This is a genomic window from Halocynthiibacter sp. C4 (assembly GCF_028823805.1).
In the GTDB taxonomy this organism is placed as follows: Bacteria; Pseudomonadota; Alphaproteobacteria; order Rhodobacterales; family Rhodobacteraceae; genus Falsihalocynthiibacter; species Falsihalocynthiibacter halioticoli.
Map to the genome: position 1 here is coordinate 635,617 of NZ_JAPEIE010000002.1, position 24,755 is coordinate 660,371.

Genomic DNA, 24,755 nt, shown 5'->3' on the forward strand with positions numbered 1-24,755 from the left:
GTTAGAGATGCGGTTTTTGGTGGGGTTGGTGATAGCACTATTTGTGTTGTGGGGCGGATATTGGTTCGTCGGTTCCTCGGCGGTAGAAAGCAACGCCGCCAAGCTGATCGAGCAGGCGCGCGAAGACGGCGCGACATTTGAATATTCCAACCTCAATACGCGCGGCTTCCCAAGCCGATTTGACACAACGATTGAGAATATTAACGCCGTCACGCCAGACCAGCGGATTGCATGGAAAGCACCATTCTTCCAACTTTTCGCCCTTAGCTATCGCCCAAACCACCTCATCGCAGTTTGGCCGAACGAGCAGGAGCTTAGGCTTGACGGCACGACCTACAACATTGGCACCGAGCGGTTGCGCGCGAGCCTTGTTGTTGAGGCCAATAAGAGCCTCGCGCTTGACCGCTTCCAGTTGTCCGGTGAGAGCATAAAGATCGCAAGCGACGCGCAAGGACACCTTACGGCCGCAGGTATTTCGCTCGCGTCCGAACAGGTTCAAGACAGTTTTGACCACCATATCGGTCTGCGCCTTAACGGCGTTGATCTAAGAGCGCCAAACCAAGCGCCTCTGGCGATTCAGGAAATATTTGCTGACGCAACGCTCGGATTTGACGCTCCGATTTCCTATACCACGCAAGTAAACCCAACCTCGCTTACTCTGCACAAAGCGGAGCTAAAGATGGGTACAAGCCTGCTGCGGATTGAGGGAGACCTCACCTTGGATTCCCTCGGCTATGCCGACGGCGCTCTCTTGGTTACCGCGCAAAACTGGCAACCGCTCTATGATGAAGCAAAAGCGCGCGGGCTGCTTGATCCGGAATTCGAAGAGCCACTGCGCGATATCCTGACAAATCTTGCCAGCACAGAGAGCCCCGAAACAGATTTCACAGCTCCTCTGACCGTAACGCAGGGTACGATCAAGTTTGGCTTTGTCACACTCGGGTATCTACCGCCGCTCCAGCTCTATTTGCAGTAGGGACCACTTCGGTAGCTCGCGGTGTCAAAGTGGAAATGATCGCGGTGATACCGGTCTGAGTTGGGGCCAAGCACGGTCCCAAAGGGTCCGCAGGCTTCGCGATGCATCGCGCGCAAAAGCTTGCCCTGTGCCTTGGAGTTCCAGCCTTTCAACACAGTTATCTCAACCCCGTTGTTGAGCGTAATACCCGAGACGTCCACGGCCTTGCCCTTGCCATGCTCCGAGATTTTCGCGCCCTTCTTGTTGTTACGCGTACGGCAAGCATAGTGGGCAACGACATTAATGCGCTTCACGCCACCGCCAAGCCGCCCGATAGTTGGAACTACGCCATCTGCAACCCAAGTGTTCAACGCCTTGGCCGTGTTACAATCCATAAGCGCAGGCCGCGAGAGCGCCACTCCTGCTACAGAGGTCACACGGACGGGGTTACCAACGCCACAGCCCCTAATCCGCCCAGGGATTGCCGAAACTTTTTGCCCTCGGATTTGGCGCACGCCACAGATCGAGCCCTTTTTGCTCGTCGGGATCGGCTCAGGGACTTTAACGGCAGCAGTCTTGGTTATTTCTGCGGGCGCGCCGCCGCTTAATGCACGCGGTACATTTGCTGGCCGAGGCAAAGGACGCAGCGAGAGGCGCACAGCTTGTTGCGATGTCACCAGCTTAACGGGAACACTCGCCGCAGGAACAGGAGCCGTGGCCGCGATTTTCTCGTAGGGCTTGCCCCCGTGCGAAACTGGGCGCGGTGCGGGGCGTATCTTGGCGTTATAATAGACCGGAACGAGTGAAACCCGCTGAATCGGCTCCGGCTGGGTCCTTACATCGATCGGTCGCGCAACAGGTAAAAGCGATGTTTGCGGCGCGTTGGCCTGCACCTCAGCCCCGAGACAGAGCGCAAGGGCTATGGTGCAAAGGCGGATCATGTGGCGTCTTTCTTGATCCGCCCGAAATCAGGCGCATCGGTATCCTGCCCCGCCTCGATGATACCGCGACGGATTGCACGAGTGCGGGTGAAATAGTCTTGAAGATGCTCGCCATCACCGGTTCGGATCGCACGTTGCAGCGCAAAAAGCTCCTCGGTGAAGCGGCCCAGAATTTCGAGTGTCGCCTCTTTGTTGGTCAGAAACACATCGCGCCACATCGTCGGATCACTCGCGGCAATACGGGTGAAATCACGAAAGCCCGCAGCCGAGTATTTGATGACTTCGCTGTCCGTCACGCGCCGGAGATCATCGGCAACACCAACCATTGTATAAGCGATGAGGTGCGGCGCGTGGCTCGTGACGGCAAGCACCAAATCATGATGGTCTGCTTCCATTTCCTCGACGTTGGACCCCACCCCTTCCCAAAGCGCACGTAGCCGCGCGACTTCCGCAGGGTCGCTCCCCTCGACAGGGACCAAAAGGCACCAACGATTATCAAACAATTCAGCAAACCCAGAGCGCGGACCGGAATGCTCCGTTCCTGCAAGCGGATGACCGGGAACAAAATGAACACCGTCGGGGATATGCGGACCAACAGCCTCGATCACAGACTTCTTGACCGAGCCAACATCCGTTACCGTCGCGCCTTTCTTAAGTGCTGGTGCTATTTCCCGCGCAACACTTTCCATCGCGCCGACTGGCACACACAGAACCACAATATCCGCATCTTCACAGGCTTCAATCGCCGTATCACATACCCGATCACACAACCCTATTTCCCGCGCTGTTTCGCGGGTTTCGGCGCTACGAGCATAGCCTGTCACTTCATTTGCCAATCCGCCACGCTTGATCGCCCAATACATGGACGATGCAATCAATCCCAAGCCTATAAGGGCGACGCGATTGTAAATCGGGGCCTGCACGGGGGTATCGGTGGTCATGTTTACTCTTTTCCAGGCGTCTTTTGCGCCCCTTTGAATTGGGCAACCGCATGGGCCACGCGGCGGCAAGAGGCTTCATCACCCACCGTAATCCGCAAACAGTTCGGCAAGCCATAAGAGCCAACCTTGCGTACGATCAGGCCTTCGTTGGCGAGGAACTCATTGCAAGCATCTGCTTCGGCTTCATCGGCAAGACGCGCCAGAACAAAGTTTGCGGTTGATGTGTCTGTTGGAACGCCAAGCTCGGCCAGCGCTTCTGCGAGCCATGCGCGGTTTTTCGTGTTGTCCGCGCGGCATTTCTCTACGAAGTCGGTGTCGCGCACGGCGGCTTCTGCGGCTGCAATTGCCGCTGACGAAAGGTTGAACGGCCCGCGAATTCGATTGAGAACCTCGATGATATGCTGTGGCCCATACCCCCAGCCAACACGCAATCCGCCAAGCCCGTAAATCTTTGAAAACGTCCGCGTCATCACAACGTTATCGCGCGCCTCAACCAAAGACGCGCCGCCATCATACCCCTCAACATATTCCGCATAGGCCCCGTCAATCACGAGGATAGCCTGTGGCGGCAAACCTTCTGCAAGGCGCGCAAGGTCGCTTTGACCGATCATCGTGCCTGTTGGGTTGTTTGGATTGGCAAGGAACACCAGCTTGGTTTTGCCAGTACAGGCGGCCAAAATCGCATCTACATCCGCAACACGCTCGCGCTCTTTCACTTTAACAGGCGTCGCGCCTGCGGCATGAGCGCCGATGGGATACATCAGAAACCCGTGCTCGGTATAGACCACCTCATCGCCTGGTCCGGCGTATGCCTGACAAAGAAATGCGATGATCTCGTCCGACCCCGCCCCGCAGATGATCCGCGACGCATCAAGCCCGTTTACCTCGGCAATGGCCGCGCGCAGTTCAGCGTGATCAGAGGACGGATAGCGGTGGAGCTCATGAACAGCGCGGGAAAAGGCCTCTTTTGCTGCTTCGGATGCGCCAAACGGGTTCTCGTTGGAGGACAGCTTGACGGTATTGCTCACCCCATCAATCTTGGACTTCCCCCCCTCATAGAGGGCGATTTCCAAAATTCCCGGTTGAGGTCTGATCTCTGCGCTCATGAACGGCTCTCCTTGTTAGGGCCGTTTTAGCGAGGCTTACCAATCAAATCCACACGCAAAAGCACGCAGGGAGCGTTCCTGCACAGTTTGGGCAAGCTTTGCGCCACGCCGTGGCGAGGAAGTCACGTTCAGGCGGCAGTTTGCCGTGGTGCAAAACGCGCCGTTTTCGGACAGGCAGTATAGTTTTCTGCCTCGATATGCGCGGTTTCCGCAAGGTTCAGCACCGACGAAATGATGTGATCTACAGTCTCGTCCGTCATCAAATAGCTAAAGTTGAGTCGCACCCATCCCGGCTTGCGCAGCTCCGCTCCCGCTTGAAGGTCAGCAAAGAGCTCGTCAGACTCCTCTCGCGACAAGTCCAAAAGTCGATGCGCATAGGGCCCCGCACATGCACATCCGCCACGCGTTTGAATGCCCGTCAGATCAGAGAGCATCCGCGTAAACAATTGCTGATGCACAGGGGCTCCATTCACATCGGTGATCATCAAGCTAAAGATCGGCAAGCGATGAGCAGTATCGTGGCCGAGCACTTGAATTTGAGGGTGGGCCTGAAAGGCTGCCATGGCGCGCTCGGCAAACGCCGCTTCCCGCGCCGCAATCCGCTCTTCGCCAATGGCATCCTTAACCATGAAAGCAAGCGCCGCACGAATATCCCCAATGACGTTCGGCGTTCCGCTTTCTTCGCGTACGGAAAGATTATCGGAGTACGTATGCCCCCATGGTGACACAAAGCTAACGGTGCCGCCCCCCGGCAAACATGGCTTTTCTCTTTGTGTCGCAGAGTTCCGCACGATCATGACGCCAGTTGCGCCCGGACCACCCGGAAATTTATGGGGCGAAGTTACAACAGCGTCTTTTGCCGTGTCTCCCCGCCCCATATCGATCGGGATATACGGGCCACCCCCCGCAAAATCCCAGACCGCCAAGGCTCCGTGAGTTTTCAACAGCCTGGTGGTTTCATCCTGATTGCTCAGAACTCCGGTAACGTTCGACGCTGCCGAAAACGCTCCGATTTTCACGTCGCAATCGCGATGGTCCTCAAGCGCGGTTTCAAGCGCCTCAAGGTCGATCCCGCCGCCTTTGGCCTCGGGAATTTCAATGACTTCCGCTTTGCTTTCACGCCAAGGAAGAATGTTGGAATGATGCTCGTATGGCCCGATAAACACGACAGGCTTCACCGCTTCATTCACACCCAGAAGTGCTACCAAACGGTTCAAGCCTGCTGTGGCCCCTGCCCCCGTGAAGATCACTGAGCAATCGTCATCCGCGCCAACCAAACGAGCGATCTCTGCCCGTGCGTCCTCGCGCAGTCGGGTCATGTATCCGCCGCAGAACGACGCTTGTGTGTGGGTATTGGCGTAGTAAGGCAAAACCTGTGAAGCGACAAACTCCTCGACCTGTTTCAGAGCGCGACCAGAGGCAACATAATCTGCATAAATAAGTGGTACATCGCCTTTTGAACCAGGGATCATCATTCCCTCGCCAATTAGTCCGGCACGAAAGAATGCGAGCGGGTCAGAAACAGTGATATCGGAGCGAAATTGGGTCAGTGACATGGGTATTCCTTTGCGTTGCGCATAGATTGCCCCAAAATTCTGCAAAAATTGACCCAAAGTTCATTGCAAAACTACCATTTTCGTTGTCATATGCCGCATGAAATCAGAAAACTTAGATCACATGGACAGAAAAATCCTTGCGGAACTGCAAAAGGATTCGTCCCTCTCGCAACGTGCTTTGGCCGAACGGGTCAACCTTTCGCAAAACGCCTGCTGGCGGCGCCTTCAAGCAATGACAGAGGCCGGCGTTCTCAATGGCTCGACTGCGCGGATTGATCGTCGAAAGCTTGGCCTCTCGCTCGTGGTTTTTGTAATGCTCAAAACGAGGCACCATTCCGCGCAATGGCTCAAGGATTTTCGAAGCCACGTGCTGACCATTCCAGAGGTGGTGGATTTTCACCGCATCGGCGGTGACTATGACTATCAGCTCAAGGTCGTGACCGAGTCGATGGACAGCTATGACAAAGTTTACCAACGCCTGATCGAGGGCGTCGATTTGGACAGCGTCACCAGCTATTTCGCAATGGAAAGCATTGCCGAAGGGCGGCCGTTGCCACTTTAGCCACAAACAAAAAGGGCCGCCAAATGGCAGCCCTTCTGTAATTCCAATGGTGCGGCGAAGATTAGTTCTTCGCGTAGAATTCCACCACGAGGTTTGGTTCCATCATAACTGGGTATGGAACGTCGCCGAGCGAAGGTGTGCGCACGAATGTGGCTTTCATCTTGCTGTGGTCGGCTTCAACGTAGTCAGGAACGTCACGCTCTGCGAGTTGTGTCGCTTCGATCAGAACGGCGAGCTGCTTGGAGCGCTCACGTACTTCGATCACGTCACCCTCTTTAACGCGGTAGGACGGAATGTTTACGCGCTTGCCGTTCACCAGAACGTGGCCGTGGTTCACGAATTGACGTGCAGCAAATACTGTTGGCACGAATTTCGCGCGGTATACAACAGCGTCAAGACGGCGCTCAAGCAGACCGATGAGGTTTTCACCAGTATCGCCCTTTACACGCTCGGCTTCGCCATAGATGCGGCGGAACTGCTTCTCTGTCAGGTCACCATAGTAACCTTTGAGTTTTTGCTTAGCGCGGAGCTGAGTACCGAAGTCGGACAGTTTGCCTTTACGGCGCTGACCGTGCTGGCCTGGGCCATATTCACGACGGTTTACTGGAGACTTTGGGCGGCCCCAGATGTTTTCGCCCATGCGGCGATCGATTTTATGCTTGGCAGACGTACGCTTAGTCACGGCTGGATCCTTTCAGGTTTCCCACACCGAGGTGCAGGCTATGAAAGGTGCTTTCCTTTCCCGCCGGAGAACTCCATTGGGCGACAGACATCCCCTCGCGGGGGTCACAAACACCAAAAAACAAGTATCCCGGCCAACAAAGACCGGGAACGGGTGGCTTATATAACGCTGTAAGGGAGAGTCAACGCCTCAAAACAAGGATTATCGCGTAAAATCAGCGGAAATCTGCAAGGAGGATAATTGAAATGGCGCCGGTGAGCGCGGAGTCTGTGAATGGGCGAATTATTCTTATTACCGCCGAAGGCCTGCCGGACCTTCCCATTCATGTTGTAGAAACGCCTGCGCATCTGCTCGATTGCGCTGCATCACTGTCCCGACGCTCATATCGCGCCCACCGTATCGCAATCCATTTTCGCGGCTTTTCACCGTCTGATTTTGGTTGCGGCCAAGTTTGTAAACACGCGTTATAATCGCGCTTTTTTAAAGAAGCCTGTATGCCTGCTCTTTTTGTTCTTATCGAATCGATAGCACGCTGCGAATCACTTTGGGAAGCAAAAAATGCAGGTGATTCGAAATAAAATGTGCTGACGATTCGACGAAGGGACTCTTAAGAGCGTCAGACGCGTTCACGGTGCTGGAATACCGCTATGATTTTTGTGAGTCTTTCCAACAGGGTAAGACATCTCCCGCCTTCGGGCTTGCGTGATACACACCACGCGCGATTGCGCGTGCTAGGCAATGCGCCGCAGCAGCTCCGATCTGCAGCATATCTTTGTCCGGCTCATCCATTTCGCGTTTGCCTGTGGCGGCCGCAAAAACCAGATCACCATCAAACGGCGTGTGCGCCGGAACAATCGCCCGTGCCATTCCGTCCTGCGCAGCAGTCGCGACCCGCTTGGCCTGCGCCTTGTTGAGCTTCGCGTCGGTCGCAACAATCGCAATCGTCGTGTTGCTGCGCTCGTTGATCCCTGGCGCTTTAAGGCTATGCGGCGGGAAGCAAAGCCCCGCACGCGGGTCCGGTCCGAGGCCGCCGAATTCTCCGTCCATCTCAAATGGCGCCGCCCAGAAATGCCGTTCACCAGGAGTGTTGACGGAGCCAATAGGGTTACAAGCCACCAAAGCGCCAACCGTAATGCCGGAATTCAACACAAACGAAGCGGAACCAAGTCCGCCCTTCAGAAACCCAGTAAGCGCGCCGGTTCCTGCGCCGACAGAGCCAAGATCAAAGTCCTCGCTTGCATCTGCGAGAGCAGCCTCGCCAAGTGCGGGATAGGGATTGTCCGCCCAGCCCTTGTCACCACCATTCAGCAGATCAAACAAAATTGCAGCGGGCACGATCGGCACTGTCACATCGCCAACGGCAAATCCCCGCCCCTGTGCGCGCAATCCATTGACCACACCCGATGCCGCATCCAACCCGAAAGCAGAACCGCCCGACAACACGAGCGCATCCACTGCACCCACGTGTTTATCTGGTGCCAGCAAATCGGTTTCTCGCGTTCCGGGCGCACCGCCCATTACATCAACCGACGCCACGAAAGGCGCATCACTGATCAAAACCGTCGTGCCGGATTTCAACGCATCATCCTGCGCATTGCCGACATAAATTCCCGGCACATCAGTAATCAGGTTTTTGGCGCCCACCTTCATCAGATACACCGCCCGCCATCAACTTCCATGGCCACGCCAGTGATCATGCTGGCTTCATCCGAACAGAGAAACGCCGCTGCCGCACCCATGTCTTCAGGCGTGGAAAAACGGCCAAGCGGGATCGTCGAGAGGAACTTTGCCCGCACCTCTGGTGTGTCTTCGCCCATGAAGGATTTAAGAAGTGGTGTTTCGCCCGCCACTGGGTTGATCGCATTCACCCGAACGCCAAGCGGCGCAAGCTCAACTGCCATCGCCTTGGTCGCGGTGATCATCCAACCTTTCGATGCATTGTACCACGAGAGCCGTGGCCGCGGGCTCACGCCAGCAGTTGAGGCGACGTTGAGAATTGCGCCCTGCCCCTGCTCTTTCATGTGCGGAACGATGTATTTCGCGGTCAGGAATACCGATTTGGCGTTTACCGCCAACACGCGGTCAAACTCTTCCTCGCTCACCTCTTCCATTGCCATCGGCAAATGCGTGATACCCGCGTTGTTCACAAGGATATCAAGCGCGCCAAATTCGGCAATCACCGCCTTTGCGAGCGCTTCAACATCCGCTGCTTTCGCCATATTCGCTTCAAAGCTCACAGCGGCATCGCCCAGCTCTTGCGCCATCTCTTTGGCTGCATCACCGTTGATATCTACAATCATGACGCGTGCGCCCTCGGCTATGAATTTGCGCGCAATCCCCGCACCAAAGCCAGAAGCGCCACCGGTGACAATCGCCGTTTTTCCGTTCAGTTTCATGATCAATTCCTATCCGTGATATGCCGCGACTGTCTTGAGCGTGGTGAAGCCATAGAGCGCCTCAAACCCTTTCTCCCGACCGTGGCCTGATTTGCCGATACCGCCAAACGGAAGCTCTACGCCACCGCCAGCGCCATAGTTATTGAGGAACACCTGCCCCGAACGGATCGCCTTGGCGAGCCGCATTTGCCGCGCGCCGTTTTGGCTCCAGATCGAAGCGACAAGGCCGTATTCCGTACCGTTTGCGATGCGGATCGCCTCCTCTTCGTCGTCAAACGGGATAACAACCTGCACAGGGCCGAAAATCTCGTCCTGCGCCAAGGTGTGATCGGCGGGAACATTTGTAAACAGGGTTGGCGGAACGAAATATCCCCCCTCTGGTGCACCCGCGACGACTTCGCCTTGCGCAGCGGTTTCAAGGTCTGCACCCTTGGCAAGAAACCCTTCGACAATTTCCTTTTGCCGCGCGGAAATGAGTGGCCCAACATCGAGATCATCAGTAGAGGCACCCACTTTGAGCGCACGATATTTCTCGGCCATGCGCGACACGACCTCGTCATAAACGCCGCGCTGCACAAGGATGCGCGACGAAGCCGAACATGTTTGGCCTGCGTTCTGAATTCCTGCATTCACGAGGAACGGCAGCGCCGCATCAAGGTCCGCATCGTCAAACACAAGCTGCGGAGATTTGCCGCCAAGCTCAAGCGTAACAGGAACGACATTTTGCGCGGCGGTTGACTGGATCAACTGCCCCACGCCAACAGAGCCTGTGAAGCTGATGTGGTGGATACCGGTGTGCGCGGAAAGTGCTGCGCCCGCTTCGGCCCCAAGGCCCGGAACCACATTCAATACGCCATCAGGCAGCCCCACTTCACGCGCAAGATCAGCAAAGGCCAGCGCGGTCAGGCAGGCTTCTTCGGCTGGTTTCAGAACAGCAGTGTTGCCCGCGGCAAGAGCCGCTCCGACAGAGCGGCCAATGATCTGCATTGGGTAGTTCCACGGAACAATATGCCCCGTCACGCCGTGCGGCTCGCGCAGGGTATAAACGGTGTAGCCATCAAGATAAGGCAGCGTTTCGCCATGTAGCTTGTCTGCTGCGCCGCCATAAAATTCAAGATACCGCGCCATGGCAATCGCATCGGCGCGCGCTTGCTTCAATGGCTTGCCAACATCAAGCGCCTCAAGCTGCGCGAGTTCGTCAACGCGTGTCAGGACCAATCGTCCGAGCTTGGCCAAAAGCCGTCCGCGCTCTGCGGCAGGGGTATGGTTCCAACCTCCGTCAAACGCCGCATGGGCAGCTTCAACCGCTGTATCGATATCCGCAGCGTTTCCGCGCGCGATTTGGCACAACTCGCTTCCGTCAGAAGGGTTTTTGAGCGAGAGCGTTTCTCCGCCAGATGGTTTTACCCATTGGCCGTTAATGAAACACTTATCGGTTTCGAACCACAAAATATCTGTCAGGCTCATAACATCGCTCCTCTAGGCAGCATCAGTTTCAGGAAGGCGCGGCGTCGCTTGGATCAGCGCCTTAGTGTAGGGGTGTTGCGGGTTGGTGAACACGGCTTCTGTTTCGCCGCGCTCGACAAACTCGCCGTCTTTCATAACCAGAACCCGATCCGTGATCGCACGAACAACAGAAAGGTCATGCGAAATGAACAGATAGGTTAGGCCAAACCGCGCCGACAAATCCGCCAACAGATCAAGGATCTGCGCGCGGATCGAAACATCAAGCGCGGATACAGCTTCGTCCAGAATAATCAGCTTGGGCTTGATAATCAAAGCTCGTGCAATGGCGATCCGCTGCCGCTGTCCGCCTGAAAACTCGTGGATATATTTGTCCTGATCTTCTGGCTTCAGACCCACGCTTTCCAGCGCTTCGGCAATGGCTGCGTCTCGCTCGGCGGGGCTGGGCTTTTCGTCCAAGAGGAAGAACGGTTCCGTAATCAAACGCGAAACCTTGTGGCGCGGATTAAATGAGCCATAGGGGTCTTGGAACACAACTTGCATCTTTTGGCGCACGTGGCGATCAACTTTGCCATCGCGGATGATCGGCGCGCCATTGATCAAAACCGAGCCGCCCTGTGCAGCTTCAAGCCCAAGAATGGCGCGCGTGAGCGTCGATTTTCCGCACCCGCTTTCACCAACAAGGCCAAGGCTCTCGCCCTGTTTGACGTCAAAATTTACGCCTTTCACAGCGCGAAACACCCCCGGCGCCCCAAACAAGCCGCTGCGCGGTGTTGGGTACTCTCGAACAAGGTCGCGCACTTCCAGAAGCGGTGCCTCTGCGCTTTCCTGCTCATGCCGCGCCGGAACATGGCCCGAGGCCGCGATCAGCGCAAGCGTATATGGGTGTTTCATCGTGGTAAACAACGCGTCCGCGCCGCCCGTTTCGACAACCTCACCGTTCTTCATGATCACCAAATGGTCGGCCAGATTGGCGACAACAGCAAGGTCGTGCGTCACGAGGATCATGCCCATGCCGTCCTCTTCGACAAGCCTCTTGAGAAGCTTCAGGATTTGCTCCTGCGTGGTCACGTCAAGCGCGGTCGTTGGCTCGTCTGCAATCAACAGTTTTGGCCGCAAGGCAATAGCCATCGCGATCACGACACGCTGGCGTTGCCCGCCGGATAACTCGTGCGGATAACGCGATAACGGAAATTTATCTGCTGGAAGCTCCACTCGACCAAGCGCTTCGCGCGCCATGGCACGCGCCTCTGAACGGCTGGCGTTTGTGTGGATCAGGATCGTTTCGGCCACTTGATCGCCGATGGTTTTCACAGGATTCAGCGCCGTCATCGGCTCCTGAAACACCATCGAAATATCATTGCCACGCAGGGCGCACATATCCTGTTCGCTCGCCGCACCAAGGTCTTTGCCGTCAAAGTGAATGTGGCCGGATTGCTCGGCGCCATTGGGGAGTAGCTTGAGTACAGAGTAAGCCGTCATCGACTTGCCCGAACCGGATTCACCGATCACTCCGACGATCTGTCCCTGCTCAACCGAAAGGCTCACATCCTTAAGAATCAGCGTGCCGTGAATGGAGAGAGAGAGGTTTTCAACCGACAAAAGGCTCATGTCTTGGACCTCCGCAGCTTAGGATCAAGATAGTCGCGCAGGCCATCCCCGACGAGGTTCAGCCCTAGAACCGTCAGCAAAATCGCCATACCAGGGAATACGGTAAGATGCGGCGCGAAAGAAATCATAGTCTGACTTTCTGCAAGCATACGCCCCCAACTTGGGATTGGTGGCTGCGCGCCGAGGCCGACATAGCTCAGCGCCGCCTCGGCAATGATACCGACGGAAAACTGAATAGAGCCCTGCACAATCAGCAAGTTGGCCACGTTTGGCAGAATGTGTTCAAGCGAAATGCGAGCCGCGCCCTTGCCTGATACGCGGGCCGACAACACGTAATCACGGGTCCAGAGCGAAATCGCCGCGCCACGCGTCATCCGCGCAAACACAGGAATGTTGAACACACCGATGGCGATGATCGCATTGGTGGCAGATGGGCCGAACGTGGCCGTGATCATAATGGCAATCACCAAAGGCGGGAAGGCAAACACAAGGTCATTACCGCGCATAATCATTTCATCAAGAAGCCCACCGCGCTTGGCCGCCGCAGCCAGACCAAGCGGCACGCCGAGCAACATGCCGATGCCAACAGCAACAAGCGCCACCGCAATAGAGGTGCGCGCGCCAACCATAATCATCGAAAAGATATCTCGCCCGAAATGATCAGTTCCGAACCAATGCGCCGCGCTCGGTTTCTGGAGCTTGTTGGCGATATCCAGCGTTTCGACACTATAGGGCGTCCAGACAAAAGAGAGGAGCGCCGCGCCGATAAACAGGAGCGACAAGAAAGCGCCAAACAGCATTGCGCGAGAGAGTTTTGCCGTTGGCATTATGCACGCCTCCGCAAACGGGGATCGACAAAGGCATAGGCCAGATCAACCGCGAAATTCACCATGATGACAGCAAAGACGAGGATCATCACAACACTTTCAACTACGATGAGGTCACGCTGAGAAATACTCTGGAAGATGAGACGCCCGAGGCCCGGTAGGAAAAAGACGTTCTCGATCACGATGCCGCCGGCGATCAGGAACGAAAACTGCATACCGATGATGGTCAGCACAGGGATCATCGCGTTGCGCAGCGCATGGCGCCAGAGAGCTTGCCCCGTCGAAAGCCCCTTGGCGCGGGCGGTACGAACGAAATCTTCGCTCAATGTGTCAAGCAACGAGGAGCGCATGACCCGCGTAAGGATCGAGGCTTGCTGAAGCGACAAGGCAATAGCAGGCAATGTCAGCGCCTTCATCGCAAGCCAGAAGCCATTGTCCCATCCCGGAAAACCACCGGCAGAGAACCACCGCAGGCTCACAGCAAAAAGAAGAACCATCAGCATCGCAAACCAGAAGTTCGGGATCGCAACACCAAGTTGCGTTACCCCCATGACGGTTGAGTCGAGGAAAGAACCACGTTTACGCGCCGCAAGAATGCCCGCGGGAAATGCAACGAGGATCGCAAGTGCGAGCGCATAGAGAGCCAGCGGCAGCGAAATCCATAGCCGTTCGGCAACCATGTCGCGCACAGGCGTTCGATATGTGTAGGAAACGCCGAAATCGCCCTGAACCATTCCAGCAACCCAGCTAAAATACCGCGATACAACAGATTGATTGAGGCCAAGTTGCTCTCGCAGGGCGTTGAGCGTGTCTTCTTGGGCATTGATGCCGAGCATATATTGCGCCGGATCACCGGGTACGACCTCGATCGCGGCGAAAATCACAAGGCTTGCGACCAGAAGGCTCAGGATCAGGGAAAGGAGACGTTTGAGCGTGTATCGCAGCATGTATTGAGGGGCACCAATTGAGAGATTAAGCCCCCGCCCGCAGGGATCGGGCGAGAGCAGGTGTTAAAATGTGCCGTTACTCTTCCCAGTAAACAGCGGTCAGGTCTGTGGCCTGTGTCGGGGCATTCTCCCAGATACCGACCAAATTGGCCTTAACCACGCTCAACTGAGCGAGTTGGAACAAGTAGCCGTTGACGTAATCATCGGAGATGATCGTCTGGGCTTTTTGGAGCAGCTCGGATCGTTTGGCCGGGTCGGTTGCTTCGTTCAACTCTGCCATAACGCCTTGGAACTCGGCGCTGTCATACTGGAAGTAGTAATCAGGGTTTGCATAGATACCGATATCAAGCGGCTCCGTGTGCGAAATGATCGTCAGACCGAAATCTTTGCCACGGAATACCTGCTCAAGCCACTGCGCCCACTCAAGGTTGCTGATCTCTGTTTCGATACCAACATCGCGCAGTTGTGCTGCAATGATCTCACCACCACGGCGCGCATAGGAGGGCGGCGGCAGTTTGAGGGTTGTTGTGAACCCATCGGCAAACCCGGCCTCGGCAAGCAGTGCTTTTGCTTTCTCCGGATCATACGCAGAGTTCCCCGTCAGATCGACGTAATCAGGATGGTGCGGCGCAAAATGCGTACCGATTGGCGTTCCATACCCGAACATCGCGCCATCAATGATCGCTTGGCGATCAATCGCATGAGCCAGAGCTTCGCGCACCTTCGGATTGTCAAATGGAGGCTGGGCGTTATTGGTCGAGAGGATGGTTTCCCCTTCTGTCGAACCAATCAGCACGTTAAAACGTGGGTCCGCTTCGAACTGAGGCAGGTTTTCAGGAGCAGGATAGCCACCAAAGGCATCCACATCCTCAGCCATCACCGCCGCGAAAGCCGCAGTTGGATCAGAGATGAACTTGAACGTCGCAGAATCCAGTTTGGCAGGCTCGCCCCAGTAATCTGCGTTCTTGGTCAGGGTGATTTGGTCGCCCTGAACCCAGTTACTGAAGGAAAAAGCGCCCGTTCCAACAGGGTTTGTCTTGATGTTCTCAATGCTTTCCGGCGCCACGATAACTGCGTCGCCCCATGCCATATTGAACAGGAAGTTGCCGTTCGGTTTGGAAAGCGTAACTTTGACCGTTGCTGGATCCACTACATCAACAGACGCGATATCGGCAAACAGCGCTTTCTGCGCGTTGGCGGAATCTTCGGCGCGCGCACGGTCGAGCGAGAACTTCACATCCTCAGCGTCCATTGTGGTGCCGTCGTGGAAGGTCACACCCTCTTGCAGGTGGAACGTGTAAGTCAGGCCATCTTCAGAAACGTCCCAATCTTTAGCCAGACCAGGGTTAATCGATCCATCTGGGCCAAATCGTGTCAAACCCTCAAAAACATTGGAATAAAGCACCTGATCGATCGCGCCAGCGGCGGCGCTTGTCGGGTCGAGGTGCGGTGGCTCGAGCTGCAAGCCGACGGTCACATCTCCGCCCGCGGCATGGGCCGTGCCGAGGCTCGCACAAAGGGCAAGCGCACTTGTCAGGGCGGCCGCTGTTCTAAGTGTTGTCATATTTTTGGTTCTCCAACTGTTATCTCATCATGGCCAAGTAGGATCTTGACCAAGCTGCGCGCCATTACTTTCGCAGAATCCACCATATCTTCAACGCCAATATACTCGTCTGGCTTATGCGCGAGATCGAGAATTCCTGGCCCATAGGCGATACAGTTCTTGAGCTTACCAATTCTGTCGATGTGTTTCTGGTCGTAAGTCCCTGGAGAGACAACATATTCTGCGGGTGCGCCGATGATATCCTGAATGGCTTCGGCCACAGTTGTGACAACGGGCGCGTCTTTTTCTGTCATGGTCGGCAAAACACGATGCATTTCGCGCAAATCATAACGGAACGTGTCGCGCTCCGCTTTTACCTTGTCGAGTACGGACTGAATTTCAGCCTGAACGTCTTTGATGTCCTCTTCGATGAGGAATCGGCGGTCGAGCACCATGCGGCAGCTATCGGGAACACAGGCCGAAGGATAACCGGTATAATCGGCCTCCGGCTCTTCCATACCACCGTGAATCGAGTTGATGTTGAGCGTTGATTGCTTGGCCCCTTCCGGCACAACGGGCATGTCGGTGCGTTTCTCAGCGAGCGCGGGGAACAGGCTCTGTTCCATCTCGTGCACAACAGCACCCATATGCCGAACAGCGCAATCTCCGAGGAAGGGCATGGAGCCATGCGCAATCTCGCCGAATGTCTCAAGCTCGGCCCACCAAACGCCGCGATGCCCCAAGCAAATCCGGTCTTTATTAAGCGGCTCCGGAATAATCACATGCTGAACACGCTCCGGCGCGAAGAACCCCTTTTCAGCAAGGTACGCCACGCCACCATAACCGCCAGATTCCTCGTCCGCCGTTCCCGAAATTTCGACCGCGCCAGAAAACTCCGAGAAAAGGTCGACAAACACTTCAGCGGCGATGATTGATGTGGCAAGGCCACCCTTCATATCACAAGCGCCGCGCCCGTAAATCTTGCCGTCGTCTAGCTCACCGCCGAAGGGGTCATAGGTCCAGTCGCGGCCAACTTCGACAACATCGGTATGAGAGTTGAAATGCACGCATTCGCCAGAATGCGCGCCTTCGCGTCGAGCGACAACATTCCAGCGGGGGTATTTGTCAGAATCGCCAATCGCGCCTTCTGCTCGCACAAGCTGCACATCAAAGCCTTTAGCGGCCAACCGATCTCGGAGGTATTCGCAAATCTCCAGATAGCAATCACCGGGAGGGTTAAGTGTTGGTATACGGATCAGGTCTTGAGTTAGGGCAATAAGATCATCGCGCCGCGCTTCGATTTCCGCGTCAAGCTTTGCTCCGTAGTCCATCCATCTCTCCCATTGCGATTGACTTAACGGAGCATGACGCGCAATATATACGGTATCAATACCGTATAAACACGGTGACAGAAGAAAGCTCCCACCGAAATGGACATGAAAGACCTTGAACAACTGGCATTTGAAGAATGTCCAATCGGAATAGTGATGTCGGAAAACCGCGTCATTAAATCCTGCAATCGCACGTTTGCGACGCTCTTTGGCTATACAAAGAAACAGCTGATAGGCGAGTCGTTTCAGATTCTGTACGGCACGTACCAAGAATTCGAGAGCATTCGGGATATCGGCATCGAACACCTGAAATCAGGCGGGACATATTCAGACGAGCGTATCATGCAGCGCCGAGACGGACAGCGATTTTGGTGCAAGTTTCGCGCCCGCACGCTCACACCCGAAGCGCCCCTTGCCCGCGTTGTAATGAGCTTTGCCGCGATGACGGAAACCCCAGAGCGCGTGAGCCTCACGCCGCGTGAACGTCAGGTCGTCCGCCACCTTAGCCACGGTCGGACCAGCAAGGAAATCGCTCAGCAGCTTAGCCTCTCGCCCCGCACGATCGAAGACGTGCGCGCGCGGCTCTTGCGCAAGCTGGGCGTCAGCAACACGCCCGCGCTTCTTGCAAAACTAACTTCTATCGAGAGCTAAGACCTAGCCGCACTTGCTATGGCCGCAGTCGGTGCAGGTCATGCACCCCTCGACCATGCGAAGGCTATATTGTCCGCAGGATGGGCACGCTTTTCCGCGCGGCGCACCGCCAAGAGCAACAACATCGGCCTGCGGATCAACCTTAAGCCCCATGCCCTCGCCTTCGATAAAGCCAGTCACGATCAGGTGCCGTTCAATCACGCCACCAATGGCCGCGAGAATCGAAGGAATATACTTCCCTTCCATCCATGCGCCACCGCGCGGGTCAAACACCGCCTTTAGCTCTTCGACCACAAACGACACATCTCCGCCCCGACGGAATACCGCAGAGATCATGCGGGTGAGCGCAACAGTCCACGCGAAATGTTCCATGTTCTTCGAGTTGATAAACACCTCGAACGGTCGGCGATGCCCGCCGATCACCACGTCATTCACCGTAATGTAAATCGCATGCTCGGAATCGGGCCATTTGAGTTTATACGTATTACCTTCGAGAGCTTGCGGACGGTCCAGCGGCTCGGAAATATAAACAACATCCGCGCCCTCATCCACTTCGGGAGCCGCTTCGCTTTCGCTCGAAACACTAAGCACCGAACCGGTCACATCATTTGGCCGATAAGTGGTGCAGCCCTTACAGCCCTGATCCCATGCGGCCATATAGACTTCTTTGAAATCCTCAAAGCTGATATCTTCGGGGCAGTTGATCGTTTTGGAAATCGAGCTATCGATCCACTTTTGTGCCGCGGCCTGCATGCGCACATGATCAAGCGGCGCGAGCGTTTGGGCGTTGACGAAATACTCGGGCAGTTCTTTATCACCGAACTTTTCACGCCAAAGGTTCACGGCGTAATCCACCACTTCCTCTTCAGTGCGCGAGCCGTCTTTCTGCAGGACCTTCCGAGTATACGCATAGGCAAAGACAGGTTCGATCCCGCTCGACACGTTCCCCGCATAGAGGCTGATGGTGCCGGTTGGGGCAATCGAAGTCAGGAGCGCATTGCGGATTCCATGGGTGCGGATTGCCTCGCGCACATCTTCATCCATCGCTTGCATGGTGCCGGAGGCAAGATACTTGTCGGCATCAAAGAGCGGGAACGGCCCCTTCTCTTTGGCAAGTTCGACAGAAGCAAGATAAGCGGCCCGCGCGATGGATTTCATCCACGCCTCGGTCTGCTCGGCGGCTTCTTCTGTTCCGTATTTCAAACCGACCATGAGAAGCGCATCAGCAAGGCCCGTCACACCAAGGCCAATCCGGCGCTTCGCTGCGGCTTCTTGCGCCTGTGCTTCAAGCGGAAATTTACTTTCGTCGACCACGTTATCCATCATACGGACGGCGGTTTCGACAAGATCAGAGAGCGCGCTTTCGTCAAGTGCTGCGGCATCCTCAAACGGCTCGGAGACCAGCCGCGCAAGGTTGATCGACCCGAGCAAACACGCGCCATAGGGCGGCAATGGCTGCTCCCCGCAAGGGTTTGTCGCAGCGATGGTTTCGCAATAGCTCAGGTTGTTGGCCTGATTGATCCGGTCGATGAAAATCACACCTGGCTCGGCATAGTCATAGGTGCCGCGCATGATTTTGTTCCAAAGGTCGCGCGCCTGAACGGTGTGATAAATCTTTCCATCAAACTTGAGATCCCACGAGCCATCGGCCTTCACCGCTTCCATGAAGTCATCGGTTACAAGCACAGAAAGGTTGAACATCCGCAGGCGTGCAGAATCCTTCTTGGCTGTGATGAAATCCTCGATGTCGGGGTGGTCGCACCGCATAGTCGCCATCATCGCACCACGGCGCGAACCAGCGGACATAATCGTGCGGCACATCGCATCCCACACATCCATGAACGACAGCGGGCCAGAAGCATCCGCCGCAACGCCCTTCACATCCGCGCCTTTGGGGCGAATGGTGCTGAAATCATAGCCGATGCCGCCGCCCTGCTGCATGGTAAGCGCGGCCTCTTTGAGCATGTCGAAAATGCCGCCCATGCTGTCTGGAATCGTCCCCATCACAAAGCAGTTGAACAACGTAACAGCCCGCCCCGTTCCAGCGCCCGCCGTGATCCGGCCCGCGGGAAGGTATTTGAAATCTTCAAGCGCGTCATAAAACTTGCCTTCCCACGCCTCGGGCTTGTCCTCGACCGAGGCAAGCGAGCGCGCAATCCGCCGCCAGCTATCTTCAACACTCGCATCAATTGCGGTGCCGTCGGCCTTTTTGAACCGGTATTTCATATCCCAGATTTGCTCGGCGATAGGGGCGGAGAAACGGCTCATTTACGGGTATCCTGCTCTGGCGTTGAAAGGGCCTTCCACATTAGGCGGCAATCGCGTTTTGGTCAATTGCCTTTCGGGGGGATGATGCCTTATTATCGCAACCGAAACGGGATAAATTCCCGCAATATATTGGGGTGAGCGGAAGAAATGACCATACATCTAGTAAAGCTCTGCGTCGGCATCGATTCCCTCGAACATCTGGAATCATACCGCGCCGCCCATTACCCCACGCCCGAAACACCAACCCGCCACGTCACCCGCATGTGGCCAAAACGAGAGGCTGAATTGCTCGATGGCGGCTCGCTCTTTTGGGTGATCAAAGGGGTTATGCTTGCTCGGCAAAAAGTGTTGCGGCTTGATGAGGTAATCGGAGACGACGGCATCCGCCGCTGCGCCATCATCATGGACCCGGAGCTTATCCGCATACAGCCCACTCCCCGCCGCGCCTTTCAAGGGTGGCGCTACCTCAAGCCAGAGGACGCGCCGCCTGATTTAACGCGCAGCAACAAAGAAGAAAGCCCCCTCCCGCCCGAACTTGCAGCGGCACTCGGCGAAATCGGCATTCTCTAGGCTATTCGTCCGCCGTACGTAAAGCTGCCTCAAGGGCGCGTAGAATCTCGCGGCGGCCGCCATCCCAATCCGCCTTGCGCGATTTGAGAAGCGTAGCTTGCGATTTATGCACCACTCCATCGCTCAACACCTTGAGGTGATTGGCGCGCAGCGTATCGCCAGTTGAGGTGATATCAGCAACCATCTCGGCGGTTTCGTGCTTTACGGTGCCTTCGGTCGCGCCTTGGCTATCAACAAGCTGATAGTCAGCAACGCCTTGGTCTTTTAAGAAATTCCGAACAAGGCGGTGGTATTTCGTGGCAATCCGAAGCCGGAACCCGTGGGTCTTGCGGAATTGCGCAGCCACTGCGTCCAAATCATCAAGCGTTTCCACATCCACCCAACATTGCGGCACGGCCATCACCAGATCAGCATGACCAAATCCCATAGGCGCAAGCTCCGCAACCTGCATTTCCCAAGCAGCGAGCTTTTCTCGGATGAGATCAGTACCCGTAACGCCAAGATGAATACGCCCTGCGGCCAGTTCGCGCGGGATTTCACCGGCAGACAGCAGCACAAGTTCCAACCCATCAACGCCCTCAACTGCGCCAGCATATTCGCGCTCTGCTCCAGTGCGGCGCAGGATAACGCCACGTGCGCCAAACCAGTCGAAGGTTTTCTCCATCAGGCGGCCTTTGGACGGCACACCAAGCTTGAGTGTTGCAGCATCGCTCATAGCGCGCCCTCCCGCATCTTCCACGTGAGGCCAGGGCGCACAACGCCGCCCACCGCCGGGATGGATTTGCCCTGCCCCAAAACTTGCGTCAGCGCATCATAGCGCCCGCCGGTTGCTACGGGCGGCAAATCGGGACGACCGTGTACGTAAAAGCCGAACACAAACCCGTCGTAATATTCCATCGTGCTGCGGCCATAGGATGTCTCGAAATCGAGCGAATCCACATCAACACCAAGCTCCGCAAGCGCATCAAGCCGTGCGGACAGTTGCCCGACGGCATTAGAAATCGACGGAAGATCAATCGCGATATCGCGCAGCGCTTCCAACACATTCGGAGCCGTTTCGCGCAGCCGCATAATCGTTTCAAGGAGCTCAACTTCGGTTTCGCTCAGATTTGGTTCTTTGGCATCTTCTTGGAGTGTCTCAAGACGGGCGATAATCTCGGACGGTCGGCGCAACCCAATGACACGCCCTGCGTCCTTAATCAGATCCTGAGCCTCTGTATCTTCGAGATTTTTCAGAAGCTTCGCGCGGCTTGACGCAACAGGCGTGCGCCCGCCGAAACGGTCAAGCAGCGTGCGAAAACGATGCGGCCGCCAGATGTGGCGCAGCAAAGCGGCGCGGCGCGCTTCGCTCGTGGCCAACCCTTCAACTGCTGCCTTCAGAATCCCGATATCGCCAGTTGCGGCCCGAAGCCCGAGTGGGGACAAAACCTCTTGAAACAAAGCAAACACTTCGGCATCGGACGCCGCAGGATTTGCCCCGTCAAAAATCTCGTAGCCGACCTGAAAAAACTCTGTCGCGCGGTCTGTGTCTTCTTCCTGACGGCGGAAAACTTCTCCGGAATAAACATAACGCGCGGGGCTTGCGCCGCTGTCCATATGCATCTGAACAACCGGCACTGTAAAATCAGGCCGTAGCATTTGTTCACCGCGCAGGGGATCGTTCGTCACGTAAGCCCGCGCGCGAATGTCCTCGCCGTAAAGGTCAAGCAGGGTTTCGGCAGGCTGCAGGATATCGGCATCCACAACCTGCGCGCCGGAGGCCGCGAAAAAGGCCTGTAGCCGCGCAGCTTCAGCGCGGACCTCAGGTTTCTGCGTCATCGCGCTGCCCCTTTAGCATGGCCTGTACTTGCGCAACCAACTCATCTCGCGGCACCTCGATCTGGCTTGGGCGGGATTTCCACTCCTCAAGCGTAGCGTTTTCAGCAATTTTCGCGCCAAGGATCAGGTCTTTGATCTGTACCACACCGGCCTCTGCCTCGTCTCCGCCCTGAATGATGGCAATCGGAGCGTTGCGGCGGTCTGCGTATTTGAGTTGGTTGCCGAAGTTTTTCGGATTTCCCAAATACACTTCTGCGCGAATGCCTGCGTTGCGTAGTTCGGCAACCATACCCTGATAATCGGCCATGCGGCCCTTATCCATCACGGTCACGACCACGGGACCTTCTTGTGTGGTGTCGATGCGGCCCTTGGCAAGAAGTGCAGCAAGGAGCCGATCAACGCCGATCGACATGCCCGTTGCCGGAACTGCCTGACCTGTGAAGCGCTTCACCAGATCATCATAACGTCCGCCGCCCGCAACAGAGCCAAACTGGCGTTTGCGGCCCTTCTCGTCCAATACTTCAAAAGTCAGCTCTGCTTCGTAAACAGGGCCGGTGTAGTAGCCAAGGCCACGCACAACGGAAGGATCAATCTCAATCCTGTCGGGGCCATAGCCCTGCGCGGCCAGCAAGCTTTCGATCTCCTCAAGCTCGGCAACACCCTCTTGGCCAACTTTGCTTTCGCCAACCAACTCCCGAAGCCGCGCAACCGTTTCGGCTCCGCTGTCCCGCTTGGCATCCATGAAGCCCATGACAACTTCCGCCTGCGCTTCGGTAAGGCCCGCGCCTTTGGTATAGTCGCCGCTTGCGTCCTTGCGGCCTTCGCCAAGCAGCGCCCGCACACCATCCACACCGAGGCGGTCAAGCTTATCAATCGCGCGCAATACAATGCCGCGCTCATGTGAAAATTTATCCGGATCAGTCGGGTCAAGCACCCCCGCAACTTCCATCACACCGTTAAGAACCTTGCGGTTATTCACACGCACGATGTAGTCGCCGCGCGGAATGCCGACAGTTTCAAGCGTGTCGGAAAGCATCGCGCAAATCTCGGCATCGGCAGCAACACTGCCAGTACCTACTGTATCGGCATCACATTGATAAAATTGCCGAAAACGCCCCGGACCAGGTTTTTCATTACGCCAAACCGGACCCATCGCATATCGGCGATAGGGTGTCGGCAGATCATTGCGGTGCTGCGCGAAAACGCGAGCGAGCGGTGCGGTCATATCATAGCGCAACGCGACCCAACCGCTATCATCCTCTTCCCATGCGAAAACCCCTTCGTTTGGGCGGTCCACATCTGGAAGGAATTTACCGAGCGCCTCAACGGTCTCAACCGCAGAGGTTTCCAGCGCGTCAAATCCATAGCGATGATATACCTCGGCAATCCGGTCCAGCATGTCTTTGCGGGCCGAAACCTCGGCACCAAAATAATCGCGGAACCCTTTGGGCGTAATTGCCTTGGGTCGCGGCTGTTTCTTTTGCTTGGCCATATCTGCCCTCATCGCATCGGTTACGCCGAGGGCTTTATCGCGCGGGCCACCAAAGGGCAAGGTTTGCGCGCTGGAATTCAGGCATCTGTGGTGCTATGGCTCTGGGCATGACCGATACACGCATCCTCGCGCTCGAAGAGCAACTGGCCCACCTATCCCGATCCGTCGACGACCTTTCTGATGTCGTCGCGCGGCTTGATACGGAAAATGCTGTCCTGAAACGCCGCCTTCAAATGGTGATGGAACGCGAAGCAGAGCGGGAGGCAAACGCAGGGGGCACCGCCATTCTTGCGGATCAGAAGCCCCCGCATTGGTAGGTGCTGCTAGCGCAGATTGGTGAGGTCCGAAGCCACAACTTTGCCCTTATAGACAAGCACCTCGGCGTATTTGTTCGAATTGCCAAAAGACTCATAAATGGTGAGAAACGCGGTCGTTTTCGCAAAAGACTTCATTCGCCGCTCTCCACAGGGCTCGCCAGATTTCTTGCCACATATCCGCCCTTTGAGGCGTTCATATTCCTTGTCGGTATCGGAATAGGGCATCGTCTTGGCGTCCACCGTATAGCGCAGCGCCTCGTGTAGCTCGAGATCGCCAAGCATCGCCATCGACGCCACAAACTTTCGCACACAACCGTCTTGGAAGCCCTTTAGGTAAAACGCATGCGGCGCATAAGATTTGGGATTTGAGTCGTAGAGATACACAACAGGACGTTTCTGTGGGTAGCCTTCGATTTTTTTACCAAGTTTGGAGCTAGAGATCGTGCAATCCTTAACCACCTCGCCAAACTTTAAGTCTTTGGTCTTGGGTGGGGATGCAATCAGCGCTGTATGCGGCGCGCTCGGATCGATTCCGGCCTCCGCAATAGTCTTCACACCATCGCCACCAGCCCCCTCTTCAGAGGCAGTCGTGACACAGCCCGCAAGCGCGAGAATCGTCGCAAAACACACGATTGATTTTCTCATTTACCCCCCAGAGTCCGCGCGTTCTGCGCAGCCAAAGCAAACTCGTAACCCGCGGCACATAACCGAAAATACATGCAAAAATCAATCCATTCTGGGAACCACATGCCAAAACGGCGAAAAAATGCAGTCTGA

At 56.0% G+C, this 24,755-nt stretch carries 23 protein-coding genes; 5 read left to right on the top strand and 18 right to left on the bottom strand.

The annotated features are described in order from the left end of the window. Window positions 1-28 precede the first annotated feature (28 nt). Window positions 29-976: a DUF2125 domain-containing protein gene (locus OU789_RS10250; RefSeq protein WP_274655509.1), complete on the top strand. Its 948-nt coding sequence runs from the start codon at window positions 29-31 to the stop codon at window positions 974-976. On the opposite strand, the gene OU789_RS10255 is transcribed toward OU789_RS10250, so the two are convergent. From OU789_RS10255 to OU789_RS10270, 4 genes are all read right to left on the bottom strand, one after another. Next, window positions 964-1,896 carry an extensin-like domain-containing protein gene (locus OU789_RS10255; RefSeq protein WP_274655510.1) on the bottom strand — a complete coding sequence of 311 codons (933 nt, stop codon included), beginning with the start codon at window positions 1,894-1,896 and terminating at the stop codon, window positions 964-966. The two genes, OU789_RS10250 and OU789_RS10255, sit on opposite strands and share 13 nt — an antisense overlap. Continuing rightward, window positions 1,893-2,837 (bottom strand): prephenate/arogenate dehydrogenase family protein, encoded by a 945-nt coding sequence (locus OU789_RS10260; RefSeq protein WP_274655511.1) that lies wholly within the window; start codon window positions 2,835-2,837, stop codon window positions 1,893-1,895. Before OU789_RS10260 ends, OU789_RS10255 begins: the two co-directional genes overlap by 4 nt. Window positions 2,838-2,839: 2 nt before the next feature. Continuing rightward, complete coding sequence (hisC, locus tag OU789_RS10265; protein ID WP_274655512.1) at window positions 2,840-3,943, bottom strand: histidinol-phosphate transaminase; 1,104 nt, start codon at window positions 3,941-3,943, stop codon at window positions 2,840-2,842. A gap of 128 nt (window positions 3,944-4,071) precedes the next feature. After that, window positions 4,072-5,499: an aminotransferase class V-fold PLP-dependent enzyme gene (locus OU789_RS10270; RefSeq protein ID WP_274655513.1), complete on the bottom strand. Its 1,428-nt coding sequence runs from the start codon at window positions 5,497-5,499 to the stop codon at window positions 4,072-4,074. A 121-nt stretch (window positions 5,500-5,620) separates the two neighbouring features. On the opposite strand from OU789_RS10270, the gene OU789_RS10275 reads away from it, so the two are divergent. Next, the gene (locus OU789_RS10275; protein ID WP_263952509.1) at window positions 5,621-6,061 is read left to right on the top strand and encodes an Lrp/AsnC family transcriptional regulator; all 441 of its coding nucleotides are present in this window, start codon (window positions 5,621-5,623) and stop codon (window positions 6,059-6,061) included. 61 nt (window positions 6,062-6,122) lie between these two features. On the opposite strand, the gene rpsD is transcribed toward OU789_RS10275, so the two are convergent. The 9 genes from rpsD to OU789_RS10320 all read right to left on the bottom strand — a co-directional run bounded on the left by rpsD (window position 6,123) and on the right by OU789_RS10320 (window position 16,862). Beyond that, window positions 6,123-6,743 carry a 30S ribosomal protein S4 gene (gene rpsD / locus OU789_RS10280; protein WP_263952508.1) on the bottom strand — a complete coding sequence of 207 codons (621 nt, stop codon included), beginning with the start codon at window positions 6,741-6,743 and terminating at the stop codon, window positions 6,123-6,125. Window positions 6,744-7,388: 645 nt separating this feature from the next. Further along, on the bottom strand, window positions 7,389-8,393 hold the full coding sequence (locus tag OU789_RS10285) for a P1 family peptidase (protein WP_274655514.1): 1,005 nt from the start codon (window positions 8,391-8,393) through the stop codon (window positions 7,389-7,391). Next, a complete protein-coding gene (locus tag OU789_RS10290; protein ID WP_274655515.1) occupies window positions 8,393-9,139 on the bottom strand; it encodes an SDR family oxidoreductase in 747 nt (248 codons plus the stop codon). The genes OU789_RS10285 and OU789_RS10290 overlap by 1 nt, the downstream gene beginning before the upstream one ends. Window positions 9,140-9,148: 9 nt before the next feature. Next, window positions 9,149-10,606, bottom strand: a complete 1,458-nt coding sequence (locus OU789_RS10295; protein ID WP_446719172.1) for an aldehyde dehydrogenase family protein — start codon at window positions 10,604-10,606, stop codon at window positions 9,149-9,151. Window positions 10,607-10,618: 12 nt separating this feature from the next. Next, on the bottom strand, window positions 10,619-12,214 hold the full coding sequence (locus OU789_RS10300; RefSeq protein ID WP_274655516.1) for an ABC transporter ATP-binding protein: 1,596 nt from the start codon (window positions 12,212-12,214) through the stop codon (window positions 10,619-10,621). Continuing rightward, window positions 12,211-13,041 carry an ABC transporter permease gene (locus OU789_RS10305; protein ID WP_274655517.1) on the bottom strand — a complete coding sequence of 277 codons (831 nt, stop codon included), beginning with the start codon at window positions 13,039-13,041 and terminating at the stop codon, window positions 12,211-12,213. Before OU789_RS10305 ends, OU789_RS10300 begins: the two co-directional genes overlap by 4 nt. After that, on the bottom strand, window positions 13,041-13,988 hold the full coding sequence (locus tag OU789_RS10310; RefSeq protein ID WP_274655518.1) for an ABC transporter permease: 948 nt from the start codon (window positions 13,986-13,988) through the stop codon (window positions 13,041-13,043). Before OU789_RS10310 ends, OU789_RS10305 begins: the two co-directional genes overlap by 1 nt. Before the next feature lie 76 nt (window positions 13,989-14,064). After that, window positions 14,065-15,552 carry an ABC transporter substrate-binding protein gene (locus tag OU789_RS10315; protein ID WP_274655519.1) on the bottom strand — a complete coding sequence of 496 codons (1,488 nt, stop codon included), beginning with the start codon at window positions 15,550-15,552 and terminating at the stop codon, window positions 14,065-14,067. After that, entirely contained in the window at window positions 15,549-16,862 is a 1,314-nt protein-coding gene (locus OU789_RS10320) for an acetylornithine deacetylase/succinyl-diaminopimelate desuccinylase family protein (protein ID WP_274655520.1), read from the bottom strand. The genes OU789_RS10315 and OU789_RS10320 overlap by 4 nt, the downstream gene beginning before the upstream one ends. 105 nt (window positions 16,863-16,967) lie before the next feature. Here OU789_RS10320 and OU789_RS10325 point away from each other — a divergent pair, with 105 nt between their 5' ends. After that, window positions 16,968-17,513, top strand: a complete 546-nt coding sequence (locus tag OU789_RS10325; RefSeq protein ID WP_274655521.1) for a PAS and helix-turn-helix domain-containing protein — start codon at window positions 16,968-16,970, stop codon at window positions 17,511-17,513. A 3-nt stretch (window positions 17,514-17,516) separates the two neighbouring features. Here the strand turns inward: OU789_RS10325 and OU789_RS10330 are convergent, their stop codons facing one another. Continuing rightward, complete coding sequence (locus OU789_RS10330) at window positions 17,517-19,781, bottom strand: adenosylcobalamin-dependent ribonucleoside-diphosphate reductase (RefSeq protein ID WP_274655522.1); 2,265 nt, start codon at window positions 19,779-19,781, stop codon at window positions 17,517-17,519. A 147-nt stretch (window positions 19,782-19,928) separates the two neighbouring features. Between OU789_RS10330 and OU789_RS10335 the strand changes: the two genes are divergently transcribed. Continuing rightward, the gene (locus OU789_RS10335; protein WP_274655523.1) at window positions 19,929-20,351 is read left to right on the top strand and encodes a DUF1489 family protein; all 423 of its coding nucleotides are present in this window, start codon (window positions 19,929-19,931) and stop codon (window positions 20,349-20,351) included. A 1-nt stretch (window position 20,352) separates the two neighbouring features. On the opposite strand, the gene hisG is transcribed toward OU789_RS10335, so the two are convergent. From hisG to hisS, 3 genes are read right to left on the bottom strand one after another with little or no spacing between them, the layout of a single operon-like run. Then, the gene (gene hisG / locus OU789_RS10340; protein WP_274655524.1) at window positions 20,353-21,066 is read right to left on the bottom strand and encodes an ATP phosphoribosyltransferase; all 714 of its coding nucleotides are present in this window, start codon (window positions 21,064-21,066) and stop codon (window positions 20,353-20,355) included. Continuing rightward, window positions 21,063-22,169: an ATP phosphoribosyltransferase regulatory subunit gene (locus OU789_RS10345; RefSeq protein ID WP_263952496.1), complete on the bottom strand. Its 1,107-nt coding sequence runs from the start codon at window positions 22,167-22,169 to the stop codon at window positions 21,063-21,065. The genes hisG and OU789_RS10345 overlap by 4 nt, the downstream gene beginning before the upstream one ends. After that, window positions 22,153-23,661 (bottom strand): histidine--tRNA ligase, encoded by a 1,509-nt coding sequence (gene hisS / locus OU789_RS10350; protein ID WP_274655525.1) that lies wholly within the window; start codon window positions 23,659-23,661, stop codon window positions 22,153-22,155. The genes OU789_RS10345 and hisS overlap by 17 nt, the downstream gene beginning before the upstream one ends. A gap of 107 nt (window positions 23,662-23,768) precedes the next feature. On the opposite strand from hisS, the gene OU789_RS10355 reads away from it, so the two are divergent. Then, entirely contained in the window at window positions 23,769-23,978 is a 210-nt protein-coding gene (locus OU789_RS10355) for a SlyX family protein (protein WP_274655526.1), read from the top strand. Window positions 23,979-23,984: 6 nt separating this feature from the next. On the opposite strand, the gene OU789_RS10360 is transcribed toward OU789_RS10355, so the two are convergent. Continuing rightward, on the bottom strand, window positions 23,985-24,623 hold the full coding sequence (locus OU789_RS10360; protein ID WP_274655527.1) for a hypothetical protein: 639 nt from the start codon (window positions 24,621-24,623) through the stop codon (window positions 23,985-23,987). Between the last annotated feature and the right edge of the window lie 132 nt (window positions 24,624-24,755).

Coding starts and splice junctions, on each gene's coding strand:
- OU789_RS10255 (WP_274655510.1), bottom strand. CDS start 1,896: ATGATCCGCCTTTGCACCATAGCCCTTGCGCTCTGTCTCGGGGCTGAG.
- OU789_RS10260 (WP_274655511.1), bottom strand. CDS start 2,837: ATGACCACCGATACCCCCGTGCAGGCCCCGATTTACAATCGCGTCGCC.
- hisC (WP_274655512.1), bottom strand. CDS start 3,943: ATGAGCGCAGAGATCAGACCTCAACCGGGAATTTTGGAAATCGCCCTC.
- OU789_RS10270 (WP_274655513.1), bottom strand. CDS start 5,499: ATGTCACTGACCCAATTTCGCTCCGATATCACTGTTTCTGACCCGCTC.
- OU789_RS10275 (WP_263952509.1), top strand. CDS start 5,621: ATGGACAGAAAAATCCTTGCGGAACTGCAAAAGGATTCGTCCCTCTCG.
- OU789_RS10285 (WP_274655514.1), bottom strand. CDS start 8,393: ATGAAGGTGGGCGCCAAAAACCTGATTACTGATGTGCCGGGAATTTAT.
- OU789_RS10290 (WP_274655515.1), bottom strand. CDS start 9,139: ATGAAACTGAACGGAAAAACGGCGATTGTCACCGGTGGCGCTTCTGGC.
- OU789_RS10295 (WP_446719172.1), bottom strand. CDS start 10,606: ATGAGCCTGACAGATATTTTGTGGTTCGAAACCGATAAGTGTTTCATT.
- OU789_RS10300 (WP_274655516.1), bottom strand. CDS start 12,214: ATGAGCCTTTTGTCGGTTGAAAACCTCTCTCTCTCCATTCACGGCACG.
- OU789_RS10305 (WP_274655517.1), bottom strand. CDS start 13,041: ATGCCAACGGCAAAACTCTCTCGCGCAATGCTGTTTGGCGCTTTCTTG.
- OU789_RS10310 (WP_274655518.1), bottom strand. CDS start 13,988: ATGCTGCGATACACGCTCAAACGTCTCCTTTCCCTGATCCTGAGCCTT.
- OU789_RS10315 (WP_274655519.1), bottom strand. CDS start 15,552: ATGACAACACTTAGAACAGCGGCCGCCCTGACAAGTGCGCTTGCCCTT.
- OU789_RS10320 (WP_274655520.1), bottom strand. CDS start 16,862: ATGGACTACGGAGCAAAGCTTGACGCGGAAATCGAAGCGCGGCGCGAT.
- OU789_RS10325 (WP_274655521.1), top strand. CDS start 16,968: ATGAAAGACCTTGAACAACTGGCATTTGAAGAATGTCCAATCGGAATA.
- OU789_RS10330 (WP_274655522.1), bottom strand. CDS start 19,781: ATGAGCCGTTTCTCCGCCCCTATCGCCGAGCAAATCTGGGATATGAAA.
- OU789_RS10335 (WP_274655523.1), top strand. CDS start 19,929: ATGACCATACATCTAGTAAAGCTCTGCGTCGGCATCGATTCCCTCGAA.
- hisG (WP_274655524.1), bottom strand. CDS start 21,066: ATGAGCGATGCTGCAACACTCAAGCTTGGTGTGCCGTCCAAAGGCCGC.
- OU789_RS10345 (WP_263952496.1), bottom strand. CDS start 22,169: ATGACGCAGAAACCTGAGGTCCGCGCTGAAGCTGCGCGGCTACAGGCC.
- hisS (WP_274655525.1), bottom strand. CDS start 23,661: ATGGCCAAGCAAAAGAAACAGCCGCGACCCAAGGCAATTACGCCCAAA.
- OU789_RS10355 (WP_274655526.1), top strand. CDS start 23,769: ATGACCGATACACGCATCCTCGCGCTCGAAGAGCAACTGGCCCACCTA.
- OU789_RS10360 (WP_274655527.1), bottom strand. CDS start 24,623: ATGAGAAAATCAATCGTGTGTTTTGCGACGATTCTCGCGCTTGCGGGC.